This is a genomic window from Pseudomonas sp. NFPP24, from assembly GCF_900112095.1.
GTDB lineage: Bacteria > Pseudomonadota > Gammaproteobacteria > Pseudomonadales > Pseudomonadaceae > Aquipseudomonas > Aquipseudomonas extremorientalis.
This window is the reverse complement of the sequence record NZ_FOKD01000015.1, coordinates 18,721-45,348: the sequence shown is the minus strand read 5'-3', so window position 1 is coordinate 45,348 and position 26,628 is coordinate 18,721. Positions and strand designations below refer to the sequence as shown.

Annotated in this window: 21 protein-coding genes and 1 pseudogene; 21 read left to right on the top strand and 1 reads right to left on the bottom strand. The window is 63.4% G+C overall.

All coding sequences use genetic code 11. The features are described 5' to 3' along the window. The first annotated feature begins 91 nt into the window (after positions 1–91). Complete coding sequence (locus tag BM026_RS25690; protein ID WP_093530509.1) at positions 92–997, top strand: AraC family transcriptional regulator; 906 nt, start codon at positions 92–94, stop codon at positions 995–997. Here BM026_RS25690 and BM026_RS25685 read toward each other — a convergent pair. Next, positions 994–1,905, bottom strand: a complete 912-nt coding sequence (locus BM026_RS25685) for a LysR family transcriptional regulator (protein WP_093530507.1) — start codon at positions 1,903–1,905, stop codon at positions 994–996. The genes BM026_RS25690 and BM026_RS25685 overlap by 4 nt on opposite strands. Before the next feature lie 119 nt (positions 1,906–2,024). Here BM026_RS25685 and BM026_RS25680 point away from each other — a divergent pair, with 119 nt between their 5' ends. The 20 genes and pseudogenes from BM026_RS25680 (at position 2,025) to BM026_RS25590 (ending at position 26,505) form a co-directional block, all read left to right on the top strand. Next, a complete protein-coding gene (locus BM026_RS25680) occupies positions 2,025–3,020 on the top strand; it encodes an aldo/keto reductase (protein ID WP_093530505.1) in 996 nt (331 codons plus the stop codon). Positions 3,021–3,154: 134 nt separating this feature from the next. Beyond that, positions 3,155–4,288: pseudogene (locus tag BM026_RS29710) on the top strand (cache and HAMP domain-containing protein); the annotation flags it as partial. Positions 4,289–4,303: 15 nt separating this feature from the next. Beyond that, the gene (locus BM026_RS29705; protein ID WP_371914421.1) at positions 4,304–5,149 is read left to right on the top strand and encodes a methyl-accepting chemotaxis protein; all 846 of its coding nucleotides are present in this window, start codon (positions 4,304–4,306) and stop codon (positions 5,147–5,149) included. A 78-nt stretch (positions 5,150–5,227) separates the two neighbouring features. Continuing rightward, positions 5,228–5,686, top strand: a complete 459-nt coding sequence (locus BM026_RS25670) for an SRPBCC family protein (RefSeq protein ID WP_071488173.1) — start codon at positions 5,228–5,230, stop codon at positions 5,684–5,686. Between the two features lie 87 nt (positions 5,687–5,773). Then, positions 5,774–6,220 (top strand): DUF411 domain-containing protein, encoded by a 447-nt coding sequence (locus tag BM026_RS25665; RefSeq protein WP_093530503.1) that lies wholly within the window; start codon positions 5,774–5,776, stop codon positions 6,218–6,220. Then, a complete protein-coding gene (locus tag BM026_RS25660) occupies positions 6,217–6,648 on the top strand; it encodes a YqaA family protein (RefSeq protein WP_093513315.1) in 432 nt (143 codons plus the stop codon). Before BM026_RS25665 ends, BM026_RS25660 begins: the two co-directional genes overlap by 4 nt. Positions 6,649–6,704: 56 nt before the next feature. Further along, positions 6,705–7,706 (top strand): alpha/beta fold hydrolase, encoded by a 1,002-nt coding sequence (locus tag BM026_RS25655; RefSeq protein ID WP_093121125.1) that lies wholly within the window; start codon positions 6,705–6,707, stop codon positions 7,704–7,706. A gap of 27 nt (positions 7,707–7,733) precedes the next feature. Further along, a complete protein-coding gene (locus BM026_RS25650; protein ID WP_093513316.1) occupies positions 7,734–8,687 on the top strand; it encodes a D-2-hydroxyacid dehydrogenase family protein in 954 nt (317 codons plus the stop codon). A 507-nt stretch (positions 8,688–9,194) separates the two neighbouring features. Continuing rightward, positions 9,195–10,748 carry a glycogen synthase GlgA gene (gene glgA, locus BM026_RS25645; RefSeq protein WP_092243891.1) on the top strand — a complete coding sequence of 518 codons (1,554 nt, stop codon included), beginning with the start codon at positions 9,195–9,197 and terminating at the stop codon, positions 10,746–10,748. A gap of 20 nt (positions 10,749–10,768) precedes the next feature. Then, a complete protein-coding gene (gene treZ, locus BM026_RS25640; protein ID WP_093530501.1) occupies positions 10,769–12,514 on the top strand; it encodes a malto-oligosyltrehalose trehalohydrolase in 1,746 nt (581 codons plus the stop codon). Next, positions 12,511–14,595 carry a 4-alpha-glucanotransferase gene (malQ, locus tag BM026_RS25635; RefSeq protein ID WP_093530499.1) on the top strand — a complete coding sequence of 695 codons (2,085 nt, stop codon included), beginning with the start codon at positions 12,511–12,513 and terminating at the stop codon, positions 14,593–14,595. The genes treZ and malQ overlap by 4 nt, the downstream gene beginning before the upstream one ends. Beyond that, positions 14,592–17,342, top strand: a complete 2,751-nt coding sequence (locus BM026_RS25630; RefSeq protein WP_093530497.1) for a malto-oligosyltrehalose synthase — start codon at positions 14,592–14,594, stop codon at positions 17,340–17,342. The genes malQ and BM026_RS25630 overlap by 4 nt, the downstream gene beginning before the upstream one ends. A gap of 25 nt (positions 17,343–17,367) precedes the next feature. Beyond that, positions 17,368–17,616: a DUF2934 domain-containing protein gene (locus BM026_RS25625; protein ID WP_093121129.1), complete on the top strand. Its 249-nt coding sequence runs from the start codon at positions 17,368–17,370 to the stop codon at positions 17,614–17,616. Between the two features lie 120 nt (positions 17,617–17,736). Then, positions 17,737–19,896, top strand: a complete 2,160-nt coding sequence (glgX, locus tag BM026_RS25620) for a glycogen debranching protein GlgX (RefSeq protein ID WP_071488163.1) — start codon at positions 17,737–17,739, stop codon at positions 19,894–19,896. 1 nt (position 19,897) lies between these two features. Continuing rightward, entirely contained in the window at positions 19,898–20,896 is a 999-nt protein-coding gene (locus BM026_RS25615; RefSeq protein ID WP_093530495.1) for an acyl-CoA dehydrogenase family protein, read from the top strand. Further along, positions 20,893–21,651, top strand: coding sequence for a PIG-L deacetylase family protein (locus tag BM026_RS25610; protein WP_093121131.1), 759 nt, complete (start codon positions 20,893–20,895; stop codon positions 21,649–21,651). Before BM026_RS25615 ends, BM026_RS25610 begins: the two co-directional genes overlap by 4 nt. Further along, positions 21,648–22,247: an SAM-dependent methyltransferase gene (locus BM026_RS25605; RefSeq protein WP_093530493.1), complete on the top strand. Its 600-nt coding sequence runs from the start codon at positions 21,648–21,650 to the stop codon at positions 22,245–22,247. The genes BM026_RS25610 and BM026_RS25605 overlap by 4 nt, the downstream gene beginning before the upstream one ends. Continuing rightward, a complete protein-coding gene (locus BM026_RS25600) occupies positions 22,244–22,903 on the top strand; it encodes a glycosyltransferase family 2 protein (protein ID WP_093121132.1) in 660 nt (219 codons plus the stop codon). The genes BM026_RS25605 and BM026_RS25600 overlap by 4 nt, the downstream gene beginning before the upstream one ends. Before the next feature lie 179 nt (positions 22,904–23,082). After that, positions 23,083–23,844 (top strand): PIG-L deacetylase family protein, encoded by a 762-nt coding sequence (locus tag BM026_RS25595; RefSeq protein ID WP_093121133.1) that lies wholly within the window; start codon positions 23,083–23,085, stop codon positions 23,842–23,844. 249 nt (positions 23,845–24,093) lie between these two features. Continuing rightward, positions 24,094–26,505, top strand: coding sequence for an autotransporter family protein (locus BM026_RS25590; protein ID WP_093513320.1), 2,412 nt, complete (start codon positions 24,094–24,096; stop codon positions 26,503–26,505). The last annotated feature ends 123 nt before the right edge of the window (positions 26,506–26,628 follow it).

Below are 26,628 nucleotides of genomic sequence, written 5' to 3'. Positions count from 1 at the left end.
CTGATGGGTTCGTGTATCCAGTCTGTTGGTTATAAGAAATCGTCTCAATAGGCTAAAGTAGCGATTACTTGCTCTTGAGTCTTTCCATTAGATGAATTCGTCCAGTGCACTTGTCGATTGGTTATTAGACAGCCTCGAACTCGACACCAGCCTGTTCCATGTGGGCCGCTACTGCGGCGACTGGCATGCGAGCACCCACGGCCTGGCGAGCGCCAGTTTCCACCTGATTGTGCAGGGTCAGTGCTGGCTGCATATCGAGGGCGACGCCACGCCGCATCGGCTGGATAACGGCGACGCGGTGTTCCTGTTGCGCGACCTGGAATATCGGCTGTCCGGTGAGCCCACCGCCGCCGGCGCCCAGGAATGCCCCCGTGTACCGATGGAGCCCCTGGACAGCGCCGCCAGCGATGGCGTCGGCCTGGTCTGCGGGTTCTTTCACTTCCAGTCCGGCCTGTCGGCGATGATCGTCGACACCCTGCCCGCCTGGATCATCCTGCGCGCAGGCGACCCTTCGTTGGCCGCCGCGCGCAACCTGTTCGACCTGATCCTGCAAGAGTGCGAGCGCGTGCCTGCGCCCTCCTCTGCCTTGCTTGAGCGGCTGTGCCACCTGTTGTTCCTGTATGTCCTGCGCCAACAAGTGCTGGACAACCGTGAACTCGGCGGCCTGGCGGCGCTGGCCCGGCAACCGGCGTTCGCCAACCTGCTGGAGCAGTTGATCGCCCAGCCCGCCGAGGCCTGGACCCTGGAAAGCATGGCCGCGTGCACCGGGTTGTCGCGCTCGGCGTTTTTCAAGCGTTTCAATGAACTGTGCGGGCAGTCGCCAGGGCAAGTGCTGCTGATGATGCGCATGCGCCATGCCTGCCAACTGTTCAAGCAGGACCAGACGGTAGCGGACGTCTCGCTGGCCGTGGGGTATCAGTCGGTGGCAGCGTTCACCCGGGCGTTTCACAAGGTCACCGGGCAACAGCCTGGGGCGTATCGCAAGGCCCAGGCCTAGCGCTGCAAACCGGTGTCGGGCCGGGCGCAGAGTTCGACCAGCCAGTCCACGAACACCCGCACACGCTGGGACAGTTGACGGTGCGGCGGATACAGCGCCGACAGGGCCATTTTCGGCACCGCCAGGCTGGGCAATACCTGCACCAGGGTGCCCTCGGCCAATTGGCGCATCGCATGGTAACCGGGTGCCTGGATCAAGCCGAACCCGGCTTCACAGGCCGCGAAGTAGCCATCGGAACTGTTCACCGCCAAGCCTTTTGACAGGTTGACCGTGCGCAATTGGCCGTCGACCTCAAACTCCAGGCCAAAGCGTTTGCCCGTGACGCTGGAGACATACTCGACCATCCGATGGTTGGCCAGGTCCTGCAACGACGCAGGCATCCCTCTGCGCGCCAGATACCCCGGGCTCGCCAACGTCAATTGATCCATCATCGCCAGAGGCCGTGCCACCAGCGACTCATCCAGGGCCAAACCACCACGCAGCACGCAATCCACGCCTTCACGGATCAAGTCCACCGGACGGTCGTTCAGGCTGATCTCCAGTTCGATCTGGGGGTAGCGGGCGGTGAATGCCGGCAATGCAGGGATCACGATCAAGCGCCCTATTCCTGACGGCATGTCTACGCACAGGGTGCCGCGTGGATTCTGGCGCCGGGTGGAAAACACCGCCTCGGTTTCCTCAAGGTCCGACAGCAACTGTACACAGCGTTGGTAGTACGCCGCGCCATCCAGCGTCGGGCTGACTTGCCGCGTGGTGCGCTGCAACAGTTGCACGCCCAGGTGCGCCTCCAATTGCTTGATCAACACCGTCACCGAGGCGCGGGGCAATTGCAGGCTGTCGGCGGCCTTGGCAAAGCCGCGCAATTCGACGATCCGGGTGAACACGCGCATCGCGTTGAAACGGTCCAAGGGGCGGTTCCTTGCGCTGATTATTCAGATATTACGAATAGTGTTAGTGCTTTTAGCCGGTTTATCCCGGTTTTGTCGAGCGTGACAATGCAGGCCTTCCCACCCAAGGAGCACACCCCATGCATACCCGCACACTCGGCACCCACGGCCCACTCGTCTCAGCCATCGGCCTCGGCTGCATGGGCATGAGCGATTTCTACACCCCCGGCAGCGACACCCGCGAAGCCACGGCAACCCTGCACCGCGCGTTGGAGTTGGGCATCAACCTCCTCGACACCGCCGATATCTATGGTCCGCACACCAACGAAGCACTGATCGGCAAGGCCATCGTCGGCAAGCGCGACCAGGTGTTCCTGGCCAGCAAGTTCGGCATCGTGCGTGACCCGGCCAACCCCGCCGTGCGGGGTGTGAACGGCCGCCCTGAATACATCCGCAAGGCCATCGACGGCACGCTGCAACGACTTGGCGTAGAAACCCTCGACCTGTATTACCAACACCGTATCGACCCGGAGGTCGCCATCGAAGAGACCGTCGGCGCCATGGCCGAGCTGGTGCAACAGGGCAAGGTGCGTTACCTGGGGCTGAGCGAAGGCTCCGCCGCCACCCTGGAGCGCGCCCACAAGGTGCACCCGATCAGCGCCCTGCAAAGCGAATACTCGCTGTGGAGCCGCGACCAGGAACACAACGGCTGCCTCGCTGCCTGCCAGCGCCTGGGCATCGCCTTTGTGCCCTACAGCCCGCTGGGCCGTGGCTTTCTGACCGGCGCGCTGCAAAGCCCGGACGACTTCGGCGCCGATGACTACCGCCGCTTCAGCCCACGCTTCCAGGGCGAGAACTTCGGCAAGAACCTAGAACTGGTGAAAAACGTGCAGGCACTGGCCGCCGACAAGGGTATCAGCGCCGGGCAACTGGCGTTGGCGTGGGTGCTGGCGCAGGGTGATTTCATCATCCCGATTCCCGGCACCAAGCAGCGCAAATACCTGGAGGAGAATGTCGCCGCGCTGTCGGTCAGCCTCAGCCCGGGCGAACTGGCGGCGCTGGAGGCCATCTTCCCTGCCGAGGCGCCCGCCGGCTTGCGCTACCCCGAGGCCGTCATGGCTATGCTGGATATCTGAATAAATACCGCGTCGGTCACCGGCGCGGTATTTTCTTGCACCATCGTACCTAAAGCTCTGTCCTGCCAAGCCGATAGCCCTACGAAGCTCTAACAAAGCCGCGTCGACAATAAACGCTTCGTAAGGACGACCCCATGCCCCCACTGCGCTCCATCCAAGCCCGCTATACCCTGTTCCTGGTGCTGTTCGTCCTGGTGTTATTTGTGTTGACCGTGGTGGGTATCGGCCAGTTGGTCGCACCCAAGCTACAGCACACCGAAGAGCAGGTGGTGCTCAACCGTGTCGCCGAGGTCGCCGAGCAGATCCAGGGCGAACTCAACAAGGTCCAGTCCCAGCAACGCAGCATCACCCAGACCATTCCATTGCTCGACAGCGATGCCATCGACAAAGTCCTGCCGGGCCTGGTCGACCAGTATGGCGAGTTGAAAGTCTTCGGCGGCGGCATCTGGCCGCTGCCCAACCAGCGCACCCCGGGGCGCAACAAGCACAGCACGTTCTGGCACCGCGATGCATCGGGCAAGCTGACCGTGAACACCTTCTGGAACAGCGACCCGGCGCCCAACTATTACGACCAGAGCTGGTACAAGGGCGGCCTCGCTTCGCCACGCGGTCAATGTGCCTGGGCCGCCGCCTACAAGGACGACGCCAGCCAGGAGCCGCGCACCAACTGCGCCATGGCAATCCAGCGCGACGGCGTGCCTTATGGCGTCGCCACCATCGACGTGACCCTGGGCTTCTTCAATGACCTGGTGGCCAGCAAAGAGAAAGACATCGGCGGGCAAATGCTGATCGTTGAAGGCGACGGCAAGATCATCAGCAACAGCTCGCGCATCAGCGGCCCGGTGGTGTTGAAAAACATCAGCGAACTCACCGGCACTTCCGCGTTTGCCGCCCAGGTCAGCAAAGCCCTGGCCCATCGCGACCAGGCCCTGCAACGCAATGAGTTCGACAACCAGGGCGTGGCCAGCACCTTCTACATGCGCCCTATCGAGGGCACCCCGTGGTTCCTAGCCACCGCCCTGCCCACCTCGCTGATCACCGCCCAGCGCAATGACGTGCTCGGCAGCCTGGCGCTGTTGCAGATCCCCATGGTGTTGTTGCTGGTGCTGCTCGCGGTATATGCGATCCGCCAACTGGTGCAGCGCATGAAGTCGCTGAAAACCAATATCGACGCACTCTCCGCCGGCGACGCCGACCTCACGCGACGCATCACCATCCGTGCCGAAGACGAACTGGGCGCCATCGGCCATTCGGTTAACCGCTTTATCGTCTACCTGCAAAACATGATCGGCGAAGTGACCCAGGCCACCGGCGCCATGTCGTCGAGCCTTGCGCAGTTGCAACAGACCTCGGCGCACACCAACCAGATCCTGGTGCGGCATGCGTCGGAGACCGACCAGACGGTGACCGCCATTACCGAAATGAGCTCCACCGCCGACACCGTGGCGCAAAACGCCGCCGAAACCGCCGCGTTCACCCAGCGCGCCAACGAGCATGCCGATCGTTCCCGCGTGGTGGTCGGTGAGGCGTCCAACAGCGTCAGCGCGTTGATCGGCGAAGTCTCCAGCGCTACCCACAGCGTAGAGAACATGCGCCAGGACGCTGCACGCATCACCGAAACCCTCGGCGTGATCGGCGCGATTGCCGGGCAGACCAACCTGCTTGCCCTCAACGCCGCCATCGAAGCGGCGCGGGCTGGCGAGCAAGGCCGTGGGTTTGCGGTGGTTGCCGATGAAGTGCGCGCGCTCGCCGCACGCACCCAGGCCAGTACCTCGCAGATCAACGACATGCTCACGCGCCTGACCGCGGGCGTGAGTTCCTCGGTGGCCGCGATGGAAAACACCCAGGCCAGTTGCCAGTCGGCGGCGGACGCCACGGCGCGGGTGAATACCGGGCTGGATGAAATGGCCGGCTCCGTCAGCCATATCAACAACCTCAGCACCCAGATCGCCACGGCCGCCGAACAGCAAAGCGCGGTGACCGAGGAGATCAACCGCAGCATGGTGCAGATCCGACAAATGGTCGAAGAGCTGGTACAGAGCGGCCACGCCACCGAAAACAATACCCAGAGCCTGCTCGAGGCGAATGGGCGGGTGATTACCCTGATGAGTCGTTTCAAGGTGTGCTGATAAACGGCTGAAACACTCCCGTGCAATGTGCGGGAGTGGGACTATTCTGACAGTTCGAAGACGCACAGGAGGTGTGCCATGCGCGCAGCCGAGCAGTCGGTCCGCTTGGAACGGATCAGTCAGGAACGCTTTATCCAGGCTCCCATCGATGCCGTTTATGACTATGTGACCCAGCCGGATCGCTGGCACGAATGGCACCCCACGTCCCTCGGAGCCGACACCGGCACCACCGGCTCACTCCCCGCCGGCGCCCGCTTCACCGAAATGATCGACCTGCTGGGTGTACGCGTGCCCATGAGCTACCGCGTGCAGATCGCCCGGCGCCCCGGCGAGTTCAAGACCGTGTTTACGTCCCTGGCCGTGGATGGTTCGATTCACTACTTCCTCATGCCCCACCAGGGCGGCACGCTGTTCAAGCGGGTACTGACCTATGAAACCGAACTGCAACTTGCCACCTTGCATAAACGCATGATCGAACTGTCGGCGCTTGCCCTGGACCAGCTCAAGCACAGGCTGGAAAATCCACCGCTCGTATAATCTTGAAACATTCTCGCCCTGTGGACACTGGCTTGCCTGCGATGACGTCGTCATGATCGCCGCCATCCCACCTGCACGCGAGATCCTATGAAAATCCCATTGCGCCTGGCCCTGCTGTCGACCCTGTTCACCGCCACCCTGGCCCAGGCCGCCGACCTGATCCCCATCGACGTGCACCGCGACGCCAACTGCGGCTGCTGCAAAAAATGGATCAGCCACCTGGAAAGCAACGGCTTCAAGGTCAATGACCACGTCGAAGCCGACATGAGTGCCGTCAAGCAACGCCTGGGCGTAGCGCCGCGCCTGGACTCGTGCCACACCGCCGTGATCGACGGCAAATTCGTCGAGGGCCACGTCCCCGCCGAACAGGTGCTGGCCCTGCGCAAGCGCGACGACCTGCTGGGAATCGCCGCGCCGGGCATGCCCATGGGCTCGCCCGGCATGGAAGTGGAAGGCCGCAGCGAGGCCTATCAGGTCATCGGCCTGACCCGTGAGGGTAAAGATGTCGTCGTGGCTGAATACCCGGCGCAATGATCGCGGGCTACCTGGGGTTATTCTTCGCGGCGTTTGGCGCCGCGACCTTGCTGCCCCTGCAATCGGAAGCCGTGCTGGTCGGCCTGCTGCTCAGCGGGCATTACAGCCTGTGGCTGTTGCTGGGTATCGCCACCCTGGGCAATGTGCTCGGTTCGGTGGTGAACTGGTGGCTGGGACGCTGGGTGGAGCACTTCAAGGGGCGGCGCTGGTTTCCGGTCAGCGACCAGCAACTGGACAAAGCCCGCCAGCATTACCAGCGCTGGGGCCATTGGACGCTGTTGCTCAGTTGGGTGCCGATCCTTGGCGACCCGCTGACGCTGGTAGCCGGAGTGCTGCGCGAGCCGTTGTGGCGATTTCTGTTGCTGGTGACCCTGGCCAAAGGCCTGCGTTATGGCGTGCTGGCCGCCGTGACTTTGCAATGGGTTTAATCGCTGCTTAATCCTTGGGCAACAGCATCCGAACCACCTTTCCAGGAGCCCTGCCCATGCCTCTGTTCCGCGCTTTTTGCATCGCCGGCCTGATCACGGCCACCGCCGCGCCGGTGTTTGCCGCCACCTACGGTCCTGAACTGCAAGGCTTCGACTACCCCTATCCGCTCAAGCATTTCGAGTTTCAATCCCAAGGCGAGTCCCTGCAAATGGGCTACATGGACGTTCCGGCCAATGGCAAGCCCAACGGTCGCAGCGTGGTGCTGATGCACGGCAAGAACTTCTGCGGCGCGACGTGGGAAAGTTCGATCAAGGCCCTGAGCGACGCCGGCTACCGCGTGATCGCGCCGGACCAGATAGGCTTCTGCAGCTCCAGCAAACCCGATCATTATCAATACAGCTTCCAGCAACTGGCCCTCAATACCCACCAACTGCTGGAAAAGCTCGGTATTCAGAAGGCTACCCTTGTCGGCCATTCCACCGGCGGCATGCTTGCCACGCGCTACGCGCTGATGTACCCCGGGCAAACCGAACAGTTGGCGCTGGTCAATCCGATCGGCCTGGAAGACTGGAAAGCGCTGGGGGTGCCCTCGCTCAGCGTCGACCAATGGTATGCCCGTGAGCTGAATGTCAGTGCCGAGGGCATCCGCAAGTACCAACTCAACACTTATTACGTCGGGCGCTGGAAGCCGGAGTACGAGCGCTGGGTAGACATGTACGCCGGCCTCAGCAACGGCCCCGGGCATACGCGGGTCGCATGGAACTCGGCGCTGATTTACGACATGATCTTCACCCAGCCGGTGTACTACGAGTTCAAGGACCTGAAGATGCCGACGCTGCTGCTGATTGGCACGTCCGACAACACCGCCATCGGCAAAGACGTCGCGCCGCCAGCCGTCAAAGCCAAGCTCGGCAACTACGCCGTGCTTGGCAAGCAGGCAGCCAAGCTGATCCCCCATGCCACCCTGGTGGAATTCCCAGGCCTGGGGCATGCGCCACAAATGGAAGAGCCGGCCCGGTTTCACGCAGCACTGTTGCAGGGGCTGAACGCCCTTTAATCCAACCTTTTTCGAGGCACTCGTTGAATGTCGGTACAGATCGCAGTCATTGATGATTGGCAGGACGTGGCCAGAGGCGTGGTGGATTGGTCAGTCCTTGAGGCAGTAGGCCAGGTGCACTTCCTGCACGATTACCCGGCGGATACCGCCACGATGATCGAGCGTTTGCAGGGGTTCGAGGTGATTTGCGTGATGCGCGAACGCTCCACCTTCGACAAGGCCCTGCTGCAAGGCCTGCCCCGGCTCAAATTGCTGGTGACCGGCGGCATGCGCAACGCCGCCATCGACATTCCCGCCGCCAAGGCCCTGGGCATTCAGGTCTGCGGCACCGACAGCTATAAACACGCCGCGCCGGAACTGACCTGGGCATTGATCATGGCTTCCACCCGTAACCTGGTGGCCGAAGCCAATTCGCTGCGTGCCGGCCATTGGCAGGTGGGCCTCGGCGGCGACCTGCACGGCAAGACCCTGGGGATTCTCGGCCTGGGCAGCATTGGCCAGAAGGTCGCGCAGTTCGCCCAGGTGTTCGGCATGCGCGTGATTGCCTGGAGTGAAAACCTCACGCCGGAACGTGCCGCCGAGTCCGGCGTGACCTGGGTCAGCAAGCAAGCGCTGTTTGAACAGTCGGACATCCTTACCGTTCATCTGGTACTCAGCGACCGTAGCCGTGGGCTGGTGGATGCCCAGGCGCTGGGCTGGATGAAACCCGGCGCGCGCCTGGTCAACACTGCACGCGGGCCGATTGTGGATGAGCAGGCACTGGTGCAGGCCCTGGAAAGCGGTCGCCTGGCCGGGGCGGCGCTGGATGTGTATGCCGAGGAACCGTTGCCGGCGGATCACCCGTTGCGCAGGTTGCCGAATGTGCTGGCCACCCCGCACGTGGGCTACGTGAGCGAGCAGAATTACCGGCAGTTCTATTCACAGATGATCGAAGACATTCAAGCCTGGACGAACGGCACGCCCATTCGCGTGCTGGGCTGACGCACCGTTTCTGTGCGTTCGCACTCTTATAGCGAACCGCCTTGCTGTGGCGAGCGGGTTGTTGTGGCGAGCGGGCTTGTTGTGGCGAGCGGGCTTGCCCCGCGTTGGAGCGCGAAGCGCTCCCCAATGCTCCATAGCCCAACGCAGGGCAAGCCTGCTCGCCACAGAGCACCTGGCATATGGTTACAATTTTTTTGTCCTACAAAATATTCCCAGAAAGCCTACAGGCTCTGGGATCTGTCCTAGACTCATGACCGATGGGTCCGTTCCAAAACAAAAACCCCGCAAAAAATCTAAACTTTTCAACTCGGCCATTGGTCAAGTTTTAAGGTACGACGAGCACACACGGTTCCAGCCCGATGCCCGTCCATCCAATCTATATCTGCCAACCGTGCAACTGGCATAAGCCTTGCCAGATCTGTACAGCGCTTGTGCGCGTGGCCGCAGGATGCGGTCGACGGAGTTAATGGCAGCCGGCCATTAGCCGACCAACACGTGGAGAGAATTATGATCAGTGCCGCTGCAAGTATTCAGGGAGAGCGTGTTAGTCAGAGCGTTGGCGGGGTCGCCGCGTTGGCTGACCTCACCACAGTGCGGCCGGTTCCGAGCCACAACCCCAACCGTAAGAAAGTCCTGTTTGTGACCTCCGAGTTCGCCGACCTGGTGAAAACCGGTGGCCTGGGCGACGTCTCCGCCGCCCTGCCCCGCGCCATGGCCCACCTGCACGATGTGCGGGTGCTGATCCCCGGTTATCCGCAGGTGATGGAAAGCGACAACCCGATCCATATCATCGGTGAGCTGGGCGGCCACGCGGCGCTGCCGCCGTGCAAGATCGGGCGCATGGACCTCAAGGATGGCCTGGTCATCTATGTACTGATCTGCCCCGAGCTCTACGAGCGCGAAGGCACGCCCTACGGCGCCAACAACGGCCGCGACTGGCCGGACAACCATATTCGTTTCGCCCGCCTGGGCCTGGCCGCCGCCGACATGGCCGCCAACCTGGCACAGATCCACTGGTGCCCGGACCTGGTGCACGCCCACGACTGGCCCGCCGGCCTGGCCCCGGCGTACATGCACTGGCGTGGGTCACGCACGCCGACATTGTTCACCATCCATAATCTGGCCTATCAAGGCGTGATCAGCCTGGCGTCGACGCCAGAGCTGGGCATTCCACCCCACGCCCTGCAGCAGGAAGGCATGGAGTTCTACGGCAAGATGTCGTTCCTCAAGGCCGGCATGGCGTATTCCAGTCATATCACCACGGTGAGCGCCACCTATGCCCGGGAAATCACGACGCCCGAGTTCGGCTGCGGCCTCGATGGCTTTTTGGCCAGCAAGACCCAGCAAGGTTTGCTCAGCGGTATTCCCAACGGCATTGAAGACAGCTGGGAAACCTCCACCGACCCGCACTTGACGCACAACTTCAACATCGGCGACTGGGAAGGCAAAGCCGTGAATGCCGCACAGGTGCGCAACCTGTTCGGCCTGCATGACTCGACCGGCCCGCTGTTCGCCGTGGTCTCGCGTCTGGTGTTCCAGAAAGGCCTGGACCTCACCGAAGCGGTGGCCAGTTTCATCGTCGAGCAAGGTGGGCAAATTGCGATCATCGGTCGCGGCGAACCGGAAGAAGAAAACGCCATGCGCGAACTGGCGCTGCGCTTTCCCGGCCAGATCGGTGTGCGCATCGGCTTCAACGAGACCGATGCCCGCCGCATGTTCGCCGGCAGCGATTTCCTGCTGATGCCTTCGCGCTACGAGCCCTGCGGCCTGAGCCAGATGTACGCCCAGCGCTTCGGCTCGCTGCCCGTCGCCCGCAACACCGGCGGCCTGGCCGACACCATCGAAAACGGTGTGACCGGCTTTCTGTTCAATGAATCCACGGTCGACAGCTACAAAGAAGCCTTGAACCGCGCGTTCAAAGTGTTTGCCTTCCCTGGCCTGCTCAATGCCATGCGCAGCCGAGCGATGACCCAACCGTTCAACTGGAGCCAGGCGGTGGAACCCTACGCCGAGCTGTACGAGCGACTGGTGGCTAAAGCACTGGGGAAATCCGCTAAATAATCATCGGGAGGTCTCTATAGATGCCGTTAAGGACTCTGGAAACCTGGCCCCACGGCGCAATCATGCTGGACGCGCAACACACGCGTTTCGCCTTGTGGGCGCCAGACGCGTTTTATGTCAGCGTTGAATTGGAACACGGCAAATCTGTTGCCATGCTGCCCCAGGCAGATGGCTGGTTTGAAACCGAAATAGCGTGCCCGGCGGGCACGCGCTACCGCTTCAATATCGATGGGCAAATGGATGTACCCGACCCGGCCTCCCGGGCCCAGGCTGCGGATGTGCACGGTTGGAGCGTGGTGGTCGATTCCCTTGCCTACCACTGGCGCCACAGCACTTGGCAAGGCCGCCCCTGGCACGAGGCCGTCATCTATGAACTGCATGTCGGCGCCATGGGGGGTTATGCCGGCATCGAACAACATCTGCCACGCCTGGCCGAGCTGGGTGTTACCGCGATTGAATTGATGCCGTTGGCTCAATTCCCCGGTGATCGCAATTGGGGCTATGACGGGGTCCTGCCCTACGCGCCCCAAGCCTCCTACGGCACGCCCGAACAGCTCAAGCACCTGATCGACAGCGCCCACGAGCACGGCCTGGCGGTGATCCTCGACGTGGTCTACAACCACTTCGGGCCGGACGGCAACTACCTGGGTCAGTATGCCAAGGGCTTCTTCCAGGAAGACGTGCACACGCCCTGGGGCGCCGGGATCGATTTCAACCGGCGCGAGGTGCGCGACTTTTTCCTGGATAACGCCTTGATGTGGTTGCTCGAATACCGCTTCGACGGCCTGCGCCTGGACGCCGTCCACGCCATCGACAACCCGGACTTCCTCAAGGAACTGGCGCACCGGGTGCGCGAACAGGTGGATTCCGGCCGGCACGTCTGGCTGATGCTGGAAAACGAACTCAACCAGGCCAGTCTCCTGCAGCAGGATTTCGACGCGCAATGGAACGATGACTTCCATAACGTCCTGCATGTGCTGCTGACCGGCGAAACCGACGCGTATTACAGCGACTTCGCCGAAGAGCCCACGGCCAAACTGGCGCGCTGCCTGGGCGAAGGGTTTATCTACCAGGGCCACACCACCCGGCATGGCCATGAGCGTGGCGAACCCAGCGGGCATCTGCCGCCGGGCGCGTTCGTGGCCTTCCTGCAGAACCACGATCAGATTGGCAACCGTGCCCTGGGCGAGCGGCTGCATCAACTCTGCTCGCCGCAGGCATTGAAGGCGGCGACCGCCCTGCTGTTGCTCTCCCCGATGATCCCGTTGATGTTCATGGGCGACGAATCGAACGCCCGCGAGCCGTTCCTGTTTTTCACCGATCACCATGGCGAACTGGCAGAAGCCGTGCGCGAAGGCCGTCGCAATGAGTTCAAGGATTTCGCCGCGTTCCAGGACCCGGAGCGACGCGAACGCATCCCCGACCCGAATGCCCTGACGACCTTTTTGCAGACCACGCCAAGCTTTCACGAGAACGAACACACCGAGCTCTACCGCCAACTGCTGAGCCTGCGCCACGGCCACATCGTGCCGCACTTGCCCGGCAGCGTGGCCCTGGGCGCCGAGGTGCTGGCCGAAGGCGCCGTCAGCGCTCGTTGGCGCCTGGGCAATGGCAGCCTGTTGCAGATCGACCTCAACCTGAGCGCCAACCCGCTGGATCAGCCAGCGACGGCGCCTGTGCTGTTTGAAACGCCTGCCAACGCCGGCGCGCACCTGCCGCCGTATAGCGCACGCGTCACCCTATCCCCTGTTGGAGAGCACCCTTGAGCGAAGCGAACCTGGAAATCCTCGCCAGCCGAGCGGGCCTGGCCGTCGATTGGATCGACGCAAACGGCCGCCCGCAACGTGTCAAACCCGACGCCCTGCGCGCCGTCCTCAAAGGCCTGGGCCACCCCGCCGATACCGATGCCGAAGTCAACGCCAGCCTGCGGGCACTGGAACAGGTGCAACAAGACAAACACCTGCCGCCCCTGCTGACCATCGACAGCGGCGCAGGCCTGGACCTGGCCCGCTACTTCGAACCGGACACCCTGTGCCGGGTCTGCCTGGAAGACGGTGAAACCCTGGAGCTGCGCCTGGATGGCGACGCCGTCCTGCCCGGCGTCATCGCCCTCGGCTACCACCAGGTGCATATTGCCGACCAGACCTTCACCCTGGCCGTCGCGCCCACCCATTGCTACAGCGTGGCCGAAGCGGTCGACAGCCGACCTGCCCGCGCCTGGGGCCTCAGCGCGCAACTGTATAGCTTGCGCCGCCTGGGCGATGGCGGCTTCGGCGACACCCTGGCCCTGGAGCACCTCGCCCGCTCAGCGGCCGAGCGTGGCGCCGATGCCCTGGCGATCAGCCCGATGCACGCGATGTTCAGCGCCGACACCGCGCGCTACAGCCCGTACTCTCCCTCCAGCCGCTTGTTCCTCAACAGCCTGTATGCCTCGCCGGGTTGCATCCTGGGCGAGCGCGAAGTGCGCAACGCCATCGAAGCCAGCGGCCTGGCGGATGAACTGCACGACCTGGAGCAACACAGCCTGATTGACTGGCCCACCGCAGCGAACGCCAAGCAGCGCCTGCTGCGTGCGTTGTACGAAGACTTCCGCCACGGCCACCACCCGCAACACGCCGACTTCCAGAGTTTCCGCCAGGCCGGCGGTGAGGCCCTGGAAAACCACTGCCGCTTCGAAGCCGTGCAAACCGCCCGCGCCGCCGCCGGTGAAGACCTCGACTGGCGCCATTGGCCAGAAGACTGGCGCACCCCACAGAGCCCGGTATTGGCCCTGTTCGCCGAAGACCACCGTGAAGAGATCGGCTACTTTGCGTTCTGCCAATGGCTGATCGCCCGTTGCCTGGAGCGCGCACAACAAGCCGCACGCGGCAGCGGCATGGGCGTCGGCCTGATTGCCGACCTGGCAGTGGGCGCCGACGGGGGTGGCAGCCAGGCCTGGAGCCGCCAGGATGAATTGCTCGCCGACCTGACCGTGGGCGCGCCACCCGACATTCTCAACCGCGCCGGCCAGGGCTGGGGCATTTCCGCGTTCTCCCCCGAAGGCCTCAAGCGCCACGGCTTTCGCGCCTTTATCGAAATGCTGCGCGCCAACTTCGCCCACGCCGGCGGCTTGCGCATCGACCACGTGATGGGCCTGCAACGCCTGTGGGTGATGCCCGTGGACGCCTCGCCGCGTGACGGCGCCTACCTGTATTACCCGGTGGACGACCTGCTGCGCCTGCTGGCCCTGGAATCCCACCGCCACCGGGCCATCGTGCTCGGTGAAGACCTGGGCACCGTGCCGGACGGCCTGCGCGAAAAGCTCATCGCCCGCTCGATCCTGGGCATGCGCGTGTTGCTGTTCGAACAGAACCACGAAGGCCAGTTCAAGCCGATCCTCGACTGGCCGGACAACGCCCTGGCCACCACCAGCACCCACGACCTGCCGACCCTCAACGGTTGGTGGCACAGCCGCGATATCGAGTGGAACATCCAGCTGGGTCTGATCGATGCGCCGACCGTGGAGCAATGGAGCGAGCACCGCCTGCGCGAACGCCAGGCACTGCGCCAGGCCTTGAGCCAGGATCCGCAGAACTTCGTCGAAGAGATCCGCAATGAAACCGACCACATGATCGACGCCAGCGTGCGCTACCTCGGCCACACCCGCGCACCACTGGTGTTGCTGCCGCTGGAGGACGCCCTCGGCGTTGAGGAGCAAGCCAACCTGCCCGGCACTACCGATACCCACCCCAACTGGCGCCGCCGCCTGTCGGGCGAGGCGTCCAGCCTGCTCGACAATGCCGGCGCCGCCCGCCGCCTCGAACTGTTGGCCGTCGCGCGCAACCAAGCCTATGAGCGTGACCGATGAAAGCCCTGCCCCTGCGCGCCACCCAGCGCCTGCAATTCCATAAAGGTTTTACCCTCGATGATGCGGTGCCACTGGTGCCGTATTTCGCCCGTTTGGGCATCAGCCACCTGTATGCCTCGCCGCTGCTGAGTGCACGCGCCGGTTCCATGCACGGCTACGACGTGGTCGACCCCACCACGGTCAACCCGGAACTCGGCGGCGAACCGGCCCTGCGGCGCCTGGTCGCTGCGCTGCGTGAACACGACATGGGGTTGATCCTCGATATCGTCTCCAACCATATGGCCGTCGGCGGGGCCGACAACCCCTGGTGGCTGGACCTGTTGGAGTGGGGCCGCCTGAGCCCCTACAGCGAGTTCTTCGACATCCAATGGCATTCGCCCGACCCCTTGCTCAAAGGCCAATTGCTGATGCCGTTCCTCGGCAGCGACTACGGCGAAGCCCTGCAGGCCGGCACCCTGACCCTGCACTTCGATGCCGACCACGGCGCGTTCTATGTCGAGCATTACGAACACCGTTTCCCCATCTGCCCCAAGGATTACGCGGCGATCCTGGGCACCGATGAACGGCTCCACCCCCTGGCCGAGCGCTTCAGCGCCCTCGCCCACCAGGACGACGCTTACCACGCGGCCGCGTCGCTCAAGCAAGCGCTGGCCGAGCGCGCCACCGACGTGCTGCCGGCGATCGAACAGCGCTTGAAGGCTTTCGACGGCCGCCAGCCCGAGGGTTTCAAGCGCCTGCATCAGTTGCTGGAACAACAGGCCTATCGCCTGGCCAGTTGGCGCACCGCGGCGGACGATATCAACTGGCGGCGCTTCTTCGACGTCAACGAACTCGGTGGCCTGCGCGTGGAGCGCAGCGCTGTGTTCGAGGCCACCCATGGCAAGATCTTCGAACTGATCAGCGAAGGCCTGGTGGATGGCCTGCGCATCGACCACATCGACGGCCTGGCCGACCCGCGCGGTTACTGCCGCAAGCTGCGCCGTCGGGTGGACTCGCTGTCACCCGAACGGCACTTGCCGATCTTCGTGGAGAAGATCCTCGGCGAAGGCGAAACCCTGCGCGACGACTGGCAGGTGGACGGCACCACCGGCTACGAGTTCATGAACCAGTTGTCGCTGCTGCAACATCACCCGGACGGCTTCGCGCCATTGGCCGCGTTGTGGACCCGTCACAGCGAGCGGCCTGCTGCGTTTATCGAAGAAGCGCAATTGGCCCGCCAGCAGATCCTCAACGGCTCCCTCGGCGGCGACTTTGAAAGCGTGGCCCAGGCCCTGCTGCAAGTGGCCCGCGACGATGTGATGACCCGCGACCTGACCCTCGGCGCCATCCGCCGGGCCTTGCAGGAACTGATCGTGCACTTCCCGGTGTACCGCACCTATATCAGCGCCCGTGGCCGCAGCGCCGCCGACGACAGGCTGTTCCAACAGGCCATGGATGGCGCCCGCACCACCCTGGGCGAAGGCGACTGGCCGGTGCTCGACCACCTGGCCAACTGGCTGGGCGGCCAGCCGTGGCGCAATCGCCCGGTGGGCCGTGAACGCAAGATCCTCAAGCATGCCTGCGTGCGCTTCCAGCAACTGACGTCGCCCGCCGCCGCCAAGGCGGTGGAAGACACCGCGTTCTATCGCTCGGCGGTATTGCTGTCGCGCAACGACGTGGGCTTCAGCACCGAACAATTCAGCGCCCCCTTGGCCGACTTCCATGGGGTCAACCAGCAACGCCTGCAGAGCTTCCCTGACAACCTGCTGGCCACCGCCACCCATGACCACAAGCGCGGCGAAGATACCCGCGCGCGCCTGGCCGTGCTGAGCGAGTGCGCGGCGTGGTACGCCGAGCAGGTCGAGCAGTGGCGCGCCCTCGCCGCGCCACTTAAGACGGATGCAAGCACGCCTTCAGCGGGCGATGAATTGATCCTCTACCAGGTACTGCTGGGCAGTTGGCCCCTGGACCAGACCGATGACTTCGAGGGCTATCGGCAGCGCCTGTGGCAATGGCAACAGAAAGCCCTGCGCGAAGCCAAATTGCAAAGCAGCTGGAGCGCGCCCAACGAAGCCTATGAACAAGGCGTCGAAGCCTTCCTGGCGCGGCTGTTGCTCAGCGATGAAGGCCAGGTGTTGCGCACTGCTATCGGCGCGGCGGCCCAGGCCATCGCGCCGGCCGGTGCGCTCAATGGCCTGGCGCAATCCTTGCTTCGCATGACGGTGCCGGGTGTACCGGACCTGTACCAGGGCGCTGAGTTCTGGGACTTCAGCCTGGTGGACCCGGACAACCGCAGGCCGGTGGACTTCAACGCCCGGCAACAGGCGCTGGATACCCCACCGGACATCGGCGAACTGTTGTTCAACTGGCGCGACGGGCGTATCAAACAGGCATTGATTGCCCAGGTGCTGGGCTTGCGCAAGGCCTGTCCCGAGCTGTTCCGCAAAGGAACCTACACACCGCTGCAAGTGCTTGGCAAACACGCCGAACGGGTGGTCGCGTTCGCGCGCGAGCACCAGGGCAACTACCTGCTGGTGGTGGTGCCGAGATGGGCGCATGACCTGCTTGAAAACGGTGTGCATCCCAAGATCAATGCGCAGGTTTGGGGCGACACACGGGTGAAATTACCGTTCGCCGCGACAAACAAAAACTGGAAGGGACTTTTTCATACAGGCGCAGTCACACCAGACAAGGAGCTGTTGATCAGCACTGCCCTGGGGGATTTCCCGGTCAATGTCCTTATCAATCCTGATGATCAAGAAAGCTGAAAATTTTCTGTTGAGGAGCATTGCGATGAGTACTGACGAAAAACGCATAAAAGAGTTGGCGCACCAGATCTGGGAGTCCGAAGGCAAGCCCCATGGGCAAGACGCGCGGCATTGGGAGATGGCGCGCAAACTGGCCGAAGCCGAAGCGCTGACGCCGAGCAAACCCAAGGCGGCCGCCAAGCCCAAGCCAGCCACCAAAGCCAAGCCTGCGCCCAGCAAGCCGGCGCCACCGGCGGCTAAAAAACCTCCCGCGCCGAAGAAACCCAAGCCTTGATACCCCCCTCTTGCCGGCACGGTCGGCAAGAGGTGATTCCACCTTCCAGATTCTCAGCTGAAATTTCGTCGGCACGGCCGCGTTCGGCCTGAAAAACATCTTTGCAGGAGCAAGTTTTCAATGAGCAAACCCGATAAAACCCCACCGACGCCGGGCAATGAACCGTCGCGGATCCGTGAAGGTTTGCCCTTCCCGCTGGGCGCGACCTGGGATGGCCTGGGCGTCAACTTCGCCCTGTTCTCGGCCAACGCAACCAAGGTCGAACTGTGCCTGTTCGATGATTCCGGCGAGGTCGAGCTGGAACGTATCGAACTCCCCGAGTACACCGACGAGACCTTCCACGGCTATCTGCCCGACGCCCACCCCGGGCTGATCTACGGCTACCGCGTGTACGGTGCTTACGACCCGGCCAACGGCCACCGTTTCAACCACAACAAATTGCTGATCGACCCCTACGCCAAGCAGTTGGTGGGCGAGCTCAAGTGGTCGGAGGCGCTGTTCGGCTACACCATCGGCCACCCGGACGACGACCTCAGCTTCGACGAGCGCGACAGCGCACCCTTCGTGCCCAAATGCAAGGTGATCGACCCGGCGCACACCTGGGGCAACGACCAACCGGTACGCGTGCCGTGGGACCGTACGATCATCTACGAGACCCATCTTCGCGGTATCAGCATGCGTCACCCTTCCGTAGCCGATGAAGTACGCGGCACCTGCGCCGGGCTGATGGAAGACGACGTGCTCAAGCACATCCGCCAACTGGGCGTGTCGTCGGTGGAGCTGCTGCCGGTGCATGCCTTCGTCAATGACCAGCACCTGCTGCAAAAAGGCATGACCAACTACTGGGGGTACAACAGCATCGCGTTTTTTGCCCCCGACCCGCGCTACCTGGCCAGCGGCAAGATTGCCGAGTTCAAGGAGATGGTCGCGCACCTGCATGAACAGAAGCTCGAAGTAATCCTCGACGTGGTCTACAACCACACCGCCGAAGGCAACGAGCGCGGCCCGACGCTGTCCATGCGCGGCATCGACAACGCTTCGTACTACCGCCTGATGCCGGACGACAAGCGCTTCTACATCAACGACTCCGGCACGGGTAACACCCTGGATCTGAGCCACCCGTGCGTATTGCAGATGGTCACCGACTCGTTGCGTTATTGGGCGACCGAGATGCACGTCGACGGCTTCCGCTTCGACCTGGCGACCATTCTTGGCCGCTACCGCGAGGGTTTCGACGAGCGTCACAGCTTCCTCGTGGCTTGCCGCCAGGACCCGGTGCTGCGCCAGTTGAAAATGATCGCCGAGCCCTGGGACTGCGGCCCCGGTGGCTATCAAGTGGGCAATTTCCCGCCGGGCTGGGTGGAATGGAACGACCGTTTCCGCGACACCGTGCGTGCATTCTGGAAAGGCGATGACGGCCAGCTGGCCGACTTCGCGGCCCGCATGACCGCCTCCGGCGAAATGTTCAACCACCGTGGGCGCCGTCCCTACAGCTCGGTGAACTTCATCACCGCGCATGATGGTTTCACGCTGCACGACCTGGTGTCGTACAACGACAAGCACAACGAAGCCAACGACGAAAACAACCAGGATGGCAGCAACAACAACCTGTCCTGGAACCACGGCGTCGAAGGCCCGACCGACGACCCGCAAATCAACGCCCTGAGGCTGCGCCAGATGCGCAACTTCTTCGCCACATTGCTCCTGTCCCAAGGCACGCCGATGCTGGTGGCTGGCGATGAGTTTGCGCGCACCCAGCACGGCAACAACAACGCCTACTGCCAGGACAGTGAGATCGGTTGGATCAACTGGGACCTGGACGAAGATGGCAAGGCGCTGCTCAAGTTTGTGAAGCGTCTGATCAAGCTGCGCCTGGCCTACCCGATCCTGCGTCGTGGCCGCTTCCTGGTGGGCGACTACAACGAAGACATCGGCGTGAAGGACGTCACCTGGCTGGCCCCGGATGGCAACGAGATGACCACCGAACAGTGGCAGGACAGCAACGGTCGCTGCCTGGGCATGTTGATGGATGGTCGCGCCCAGGAAACCGGGATTCGCCGTCCCGGCGCCGACGCTACCTTGCTGCTGGTGGTCAACGCCCATCACGACATGGTCAACTTCCGCTTGCCGCCGGTGCCCGAAGGTGAGTTCTGGACCTGCATGCTCGACACCAATGAGCCCGCCGTACGCGGTCAGGAACGCTTTGAGTTCGATCACGAGTACGCCGTGACCGGGCGCTCGCTGTTGTTGTTCGAGTTGCAGCGCGAAGACGAGGTGTGAGATGGCTCTGCATGGATTCCTTCAAGGCTTCCGGGGCTATGCGGACACGCAAGCCCTGGGCGACGCCCTGAAGGCGCTTCAGGAAGAAGGCCTGGACCAACTGCCGCCGCCCGGCGGCGGGCAGACCCTGGCGCGGTTCAGTCGCCTGGCGCAGGTGGCGGGTCATGACCTGCGCCTGTGCAAGCTGTTCGAAGGCCACACCGATGCCCTGGCAATCATTGCCGAGCTCAACTCCCCACTGCCGCCCCTGGGCAGCACGTGGGGCATGTGGGCCGCCGAGCCGCCAACGGCGAAGGTGCGCGTGCGCCAGGAGGGCCATCGCCTGCGGGTGCAAGGCCGCAAGGCCTGGTGCTCCGGCGCGGCGGTGGTGAGCCATGGGTTGTTGACCGCCTGGGACGAAGACGATCGCCAGCAGTTGGTGGCCGTGCACATGGATCAACCCGGCATTGTGGTCACGGATGAGGGGTGGAACGCGGTGGGTATGGCGGCCACCGGCAGTGTGGAAGTCGTGTTCGACGGGGCCTGGGGATTGGCGGTGGGCGGACCGGGGGATTACCTCGCCCGCCCAGGCTTCTGGCAAGGCGGTATCGGTATCGCCGCCTGCTGGTACGGCGCCGCGCAACGCCTGGCCGAGGTCTTGCGCGCGCAGTGCAGTAAACGCCCGGAACCCCACGCCCTGGCTCATCTGGGCGCCGTCGACAGCGCACTGAACAGCGCCGCCTGTGTGCTGCGTGCCAGCGCGGCACAGATCGACCTTGAGCCCAAGGCTGACGCCCGGCAATTGGCCCAGCAGACGCGGGCCTGTATCGAAGACACGGTCGAGCAGGTCATACGCCATGTCGGGCGCGCCGTCGGCGCCGGTCCTTACTGCAAGGACCCGCACTTTGCCCAGTTGATGGCGGACCTGCCGGTGTATGTACGCCAGAGTCATGCCGAACGCGACTTGGCCGGGCTCGGAGAGCTGGTGGCCGGTGAACCCACAGGGAGGTGGCAGTTATGAGACCCAATCCGATCGTTGGCCAGGGCACGCCGCTGCATCACTGGCAGGCCTCGCCTAAAATGGCCGATTTGCCGTCGATCAGCGTCGAGCAGTTGGTACCCGCCGGCCACCGTGCGGTGATCATCGCACCACATCCGGATGATGAAATCCTCGGCTGCGGCGGCCTGATGCAGGGCCTGGCGGCACTGGGTCGGCCGATCCAGCTGATCTCAGTCACCGATGGCAGCGCCAGCCACCCCGGTTCACAGCGTTGGCCGGTGGAACGTCTGAGCGTAGTGCGCCCGCAGGAATCGGCACAGGCCCTGCACCGCCTGGGGTTGCCGCTGCACAGCCTGAAATGGCTGCGCGCCGGTTTTACCGACAGCCAGGTGGCGGCGCGGGAACAGGAACTCGTAGGGTTTATCCAGCGCTACCTCAAACCCACCGACGTAGTGTTTACCACCTGGCGCGAAGACGGCCATTGCGACCATGAGGCCGTCGGGCGTGCCAGCGCCCAGGCCTGCACGGCGGTCGGCGCTACCCTGTATGAGCTGCCGGTGTGGACCTGGCACTGGGCAACGCCCGAAGACAGCGGGGTGCCCTGGCACCGTGCACGCAAGATTCCGCTGACCTGTGAAGCCGTTGCCCGCAAACGGCATGCCATCCACGCCTTCGCCAGCCAACTGGAAGGCGACCCGCAGATCGGCCTCGCGCCGGTGCTGGCGCCCTATGTGGTGGAGCGTCTGCTGCAACCCTTTGAAGTGGTATTTGTATGAGTGTGGCCACGCCTTACTTCGACCAACTGTTCGCCGACAGCGATGATCCCTGGGCCTTTCGCCAGCGCTGGTATGAGCGGCGCAAACGTGCGCTGACCCTGGCGATACTCACGCGGCCCCGCTACGCCTCGGTGTTCGAACCCGGCTGCGCCAATGGTGAGCTGAGTTTCGAACTGGCACCGCGTTGTGATCGGCTGCTGTGCTGCGACACCGCCGCGGCCGCCGTGGCCCTTGCGCGCACTCGCTTGCTGGGGTTCCCCCAGGCCCAGGTGCAGCAGTGCCGCTTGCCCGAACAGTGGCCGGCGGGCCAGTTCGAGCTGATCGTATTGAGCGAGTGGTGCTACTACCTCGACGCCGATGACCTGCGCCAACTGATCGATCGCGTCCGCACCGCGCTGACCGCCGACGGCCAGCTGCTGGCCTGTCACTGGCGCGCGCCTATCGACGGTTGCCCGCAAACCGCGGAACAGGTACACGCCCTGCTCCAGGAATGCCTGGACATGCCTCGCGTCGCCAGCCACCACGAACCTGATTTCCTGCTCGACCTCTGGAGCCGCGACGGCACCTCGGTCGCCACCCTTGAGGGCCTGCGATGATCGGCATTCTGATCCCGGTACATAACGAAGAAGCGCTGCTCGGCGACTGCCTGGAAGCCGCGTTGATCGCCGCCCGCCATCCTGGGTTGCTCGGCGAAACCGTGACTATCCTGGTGGTGCTCGACAGCTGCAGCGATGCCAGCGCCGCCATTGCCCAGGCCTACCCGGTGCAGTGCCTGGAAGCCCAGGCGCGCAACGTGGGGCATGTGCGTGGCGTGGGTGCGCGGCATTTGCTCAATCAGGGCGCACGCTGGATCTCCTGCACCGATGCCGACAGCCGGGTAGCCCCCGACTGGTTGGTGGCCCAATTGGCGCTGGAGGTGGACGCCGTGTGCGGCACCGTCACGGTCGATGCGTGGAGCGAGGGTTTCGACCCCGTCGCGCAGATTCGCTACCACCAGGGCTACGAGGCCCGCGACGGTCATCGGCATATACACGGGGCCAACCTGGGAGTGAGCGCCGGTGCGTACGTGCGCGCCGGTGGTTTCGAGCCGTTGGCGTGCCATGAGGATGTGCAATTGGTGCGCAACCTGGAACTATGCGGCGCCTCCATCGCCTGGAGCCACGGCCCGCAGGTGATTACCAGTGCGCGCCTGGACGCCCGTGCACAAGGGGGATTCGGCGATTACTTGAAGAGCCTGATGCACGCCACCTGAAAAAACGCCGTTACCGAATGTGAAACCGAGCAATCCTTGTCTATGCTGAGAACGCCTTGCTGGCATTCCAGGGTTGGGATGCCAAGCAGCCACTGCGGCGGAGCCTGTGGTGGAAACAAGAGAGTCGTCCCCGTCAACGGGGCACGACCCCGCATCAACCGACAAGGATGTGACACCCCATGAAGCTTGCTTCCTTAAGCGATGGCCGCCGCGGCCCCGCGCAAGTCTGGAACAGCGCCCCGCAACTGGCGCTGATCCCCCCCGTTACGCCCTCCTCATTAGTGCCGCCTGGCGCACGCGTGGTGATCATCGCGCCTCATCCCGGCGATGAAGTGCTGGCCTGCGGCGGCTTGCTGCAATTGCTCAGCACGCTGGAACACCCGCTGCAACTGATCTCCATCACCGACGGCAGCGCCAGCCATCCTGGGTCCAACGTGTGGCCGGCGAGCCGCTTGAGCGTGGTCCGCCCCCAGGAAAGCGCTGAAGCCCTGCGCCGCCTGGGCATGCCGCTGCACAGCCTGAAGTGGATTCGCGGTGGTTTCTGCGACAACGCCCTCGCCGCCCGCGAGCCACAACTGAGCCAATTCATTGCGCGTTACCTGCAGCCCGGCGACGTGGTGTTCAGCACCTGGCGCAACGACGGCAATGACGACCATGACGCGGTCGGTCGTGCCAGTGCCAAGGCGTGCAGCCTGGTGGGCGCGCAGTTGCACGAACTGCCGATCTGGGCGTGGCACTGGCCTGCTCGCGAAGGCGCGCTCATTCCCTGGCAACGCGCGCGCAAAGTACGCCTGGACACCTGGACCGTGGCGCGCAAACTCCACGCCGCCCATGCCTATGCCAGCCAGTTGGCCGGTGACCCGCAGATCGGCTTGCCGCCCATACTGGCCCAGGTGCTGCTGGAACGAATGCGTGAACCTTATGAAATCGTGCTGTCCTGACACCCAACTCGTTCATACCTGTTAATTCTGACAGTGGCGGCCTGGCGAATCGCTGGCTAGGGTGGAAAAAGCGCTGCACCACGTCAGGTGCAGTCGAGAAAGCCATGCCAACCCTTTGCATTGGCCGGTGTTTTCAGAATCAGGTAACCCGCTGTCCCTGCTCCGTATCGCGCATCACGTTGTCATGGTCTGGCCCGCGCCTGCCTTTGCAGGCGCCGGGGCAACTATCCCCTCGAGTGAGGACGGATCATGCGCGCACGGACACTCTCTTGGTTGTACCTGATCGTCATAACGGTGTGGCCGCTGGCCTCTTATGGCGCCTGCACCATCAACAACACGGCCGGCGATGACGTCTCCAATTGTGACAGCGGCACGGCGCCGGGCTTTACCGACACCGGGGGTAACAACACGCTCAATGTCTCAGGGACGGGCCAGGTGACTGGCGACGTGACGTATGGCGACGGGGAGGATAAGGTGGATATCAGCGGCGGTCGGGTCGGTACCGTCAGCACGGCGGACGGTATCGACACCTATGCCCAGAGCGCCGGCACTGTAGCGAATGTGTTTCAAGGCAACGGCCGGGATATCTTCAGGATGAGCGGTGGCACCATCACAGGCGCCTTCGAAGACGGCGACGATGCCAAAATGGCCGCCGGCACCATCGGTCGCGTCGACATGAAACTCGACAACAACATCTTTGATATGTCGGGTGGCCGCATCATCGGCAACCTGGTCACCGGCTTCGGCAACGACACCATCCTGATCTCGGGCACCGCATTTGTGGGCGGCAACATCAGTGTCAGCGGCGGTGACGACCACGTGACCGTCTCGGGCGGTGAGGTGAACGGGCAGATCCTCCTCAGTTTCGGCAATGACGACTTCATCTGGACCGGCGGCAACCTGCATTCGTTTGTGCTGATGGGTGCGGGGGACGACACGGCACTGCTGCAGAATCTGACAAGCGCTCAATTGGCGGCAGCGCAACTGGTGGACGGCGGTTTGGGCAACGACAAACTTACCCTGGACAACACCAAGGCCGGGGACCCTGGCCTGCTGCCCAACTGGGAAGCCATCCAGCTGGACAACGGCTCCGAGCTGACCCTGAGCGGTACGACGCTCAAGCTGGGTGATAGCGGTTCCGGTACCGGCACACTGGGACTGGATGGCACGAGCAAACTGCAGGCCGGTACGGGCGTGATCGAAGCCTTTACCGCCGGCCGGTTGGTTACCGTAAAAAACAGCGGCGTGATCGACATGACCACGGGCAGTTCCAGCACCAGCGACTCATTGACCATCAGGGGCAATTACACCGGCAATGGTGGGCGCTTTGCACTGCAAAGTGTTCTGGGGGGCGACGGTTCGCCCAGCGACAGGCTGGTGATTGACCAAGGTGTCATTGGGGGTAGCACAGCGATCAGCGTGACCAACCTGGGGGGTGCGGGTGCGGCAACGCTGCAGGATGGTATCCAGGTGGTGCAGGCCCTTAATGGTGCCTCCGGCAGTGCCAACGCCTTTACCCTCGCCGGCCCGGTCTCCGCGGGTGCGTTCGACTACCGCCTGTTCAAGGGCGGTGTAACCGCAGGCACGGCAGAGAATTATTACCTGCGCTCCACTGTCCCGGTGCAGCCATCAGGCCCTGAGATCATCGTACCTTTACCGAGCCCGGGCGAGCGTCCCTTGCCCCCTAACCCAGGGACCGAGCCAGAGCCTATCTACCGCAAGGAAGTGCCGATCTACGCCGCACTGTTTCCAGCTGCCAAGCAGATCGTGCTCGCCATGCTGGGGACCTATCACGAACGCATGGGGGACCAGAGCCAACAACAGAGCGGCAACGGCTTGGCCGGCTGGGGCCGAGTCTACGGCAGCAGCAGCCGTCAAGGGTTTGCTGGCACGGTGAGCCCGACGCTGGACAGCACGGTCAAGGGCTTCCAGGTAGGCAGCGATGCCTACACCGCCACCGACGACAGCGGGCGTACCCATCGTATTGGGCTGTTTGTGGGCCACAGTACGCTCAAAGGCAACGTCAAGGGCTTCAACGGTGGCTGGCAAGATCTGGACGCCGGCAAGACCACCTTGCGCGCTGACAGCGTGGGGGGGTATTGGGCGCTGATCGGTGCCAATCGGGCGTATCTGGACCTGGTGCTGATGGGCAGTCGTTTCAATGGCAACAACGAATCGGACCGTGGCGTGAAGATGAAAACCCGAGGGCGCAACATGAGCGCGTCCGTCGAAGTCGGCTGGCCGTTCCAGGTCACCCCGCGCTGGACAGTGGAACCACAGGCTCAAGTGATCGTCGGCAAGACAAAGCTCGACAGCCAGAACGACGGTATCTCCGACGTCAAGTACGACGCCGATACCAGCGTCACCTCCCGCCTGGGTGTAAGGCTACGCGGTGATTACAACGTCCGTGGCATGCCGTGGCAGCCCTATGCGCGCGCGAACGTCTGGCACGCCAGCGCCGGGGACAACAGTGTGATTTACAACCGCACCAGCCGGATCGATACCGAACAGAAATCCACCACCCTGGAAGTCAGCCTGGGTGCCATCTTGCAGGTTGCTCGCGATGTGGCTCTGTATGGCGAAATCGGCTCCAACCGCAATCTGGACAGCAACACTTACAACGGCCACGAAGGCACTGTGGGTGTCAGGGTGGCGTTCTAGGTTTGTATCGCAGTGTGTACGCAGCCCGCTGCGATACACAGCCTTTAACTCGGCGGGTTTCCTGAAACAGGCCAGATACAGCCGGGCGTTCAACTGAGCACCGGCACACATCCAGCCGCAGGA

Coding starts and splice junctions, on each gene's coding strand:
- BM026_RS25690 (WP_093530509.1), top strand. CDS start 92: ATGAATTCGTCCAGTGCACTTGTCGATTGGTTATTAGACAGCCTCGAA.
- BM026_RS25680 (WP_093530505.1), top strand. CDS start 2,025: ATGCATACCCGCACACTCGGCACCCACGGCCCACTCGTCTCAGCCATC.
- BM026_RS29705 (WP_371914421.1), top strand. CDS start 4,304: ATGATCGGCGAAGTGACCCAGGCCACCGGCGCCATGTCGTCGAGCCTT.
- BM026_RS25670 (WP_071488173.1), top strand. CDS start 5,228: ATGCGCGCAGCCGAGCAGTCGGTCCGCTTGGAACGGATCAGTCAGGAA.
- BM026_RS25665 (WP_093530503.1), top strand. CDS start 5,774: ATGAAAATCCCATTGCGCCTGGCCCTGCTGTCGACCCTGTTCACCGCC.
- BM026_RS25660 (WP_093513315.1), top strand. CDS start 6,217: ATGATCGCGGGCTACCTGGGGTTATTCTTCGCGGCGTTTGGCGCCGCG.
- BM026_RS25655 (WP_093121125.1), top strand. CDS start 6,705: ATGCCTCTGTTCCGCGCTTTTTGCATCGCCGGCCTGATCACGGCCACC.
- BM026_RS25650 (WP_093513316.1), top strand. CDS start 7,734: ATGTCGGTACAGATCGCAGTCATTGATGATTGGCAGGACGTGGCCAGA.
- glgA (WP_092243891.1), top strand. CDS start 9,195: ATGATCAGTGCCGCTGCAAGTATTCAGGGAGAGCGTGTTAGTCAGAGC.
- treZ (WP_093530501.1), top strand. CDS start 10,769: ATGCCGTTAAGGACTCTGGAAACCTGGCCCCACGGCGCAATCATGCTG.
- BM026_RS25630 (WP_093530497.1), top strand. CDS start 14,592: ATGAAAGCCCTGCCCCTGCGCGCCACCCAGCGCCTGCAATTCCATAAA.
- BM026_RS25625 (WP_093121129.1), top strand. CDS start 17,368: ATGAGTACTGACGAAAAACGCATAAAAGAGTTGGCGCACCAGATCTGG.
- glgX (WP_071488163.1), top strand. CDS start 17,737: ATGAGCAAACCCGATAAAACCCCACCGACGCCGGGCAATGAACCGTCG.
- BM026_RS25615 (WP_093530495.1), top strand. CDS start 19,898: ATGGCTCTGCATGGATTCCTTCAAGGCTTCCGGGGCTATGCGGACACG.
- BM026_RS25610 (WP_093121131.1), top strand. CDS start 20,893: ATGAGACCCAATCCGATCGTTGGCCAGGGCACGCCGCTGCATCACTGG.
- BM026_RS25605 (WP_093530493.1), top strand. CDS start 21,648: ATGAGTGTGGCCACGCCTTACTTCGACCAACTGTTCGCCGACAGCGAT.
- BM026_RS25600 (WP_093121132.1), top strand. CDS start 22,244: ATGATCGGCATTCTGATCCCGGTACATAACGAAGAAGCGCTGCTCGGC.
- BM026_RS25595 (WP_093121133.1), top strand. CDS start 23,083: ATGAAGCTTGCTTCCTTAAGCGATGGCCGCCGCGGCCCCGCGCAAGTC.
- BM026_RS25590 (WP_093513320.1), top strand. CDS start 24,094: ATGCGCGCACGGACACTCTCTTGGTTGTACCTGATCGTCATAACGGTG.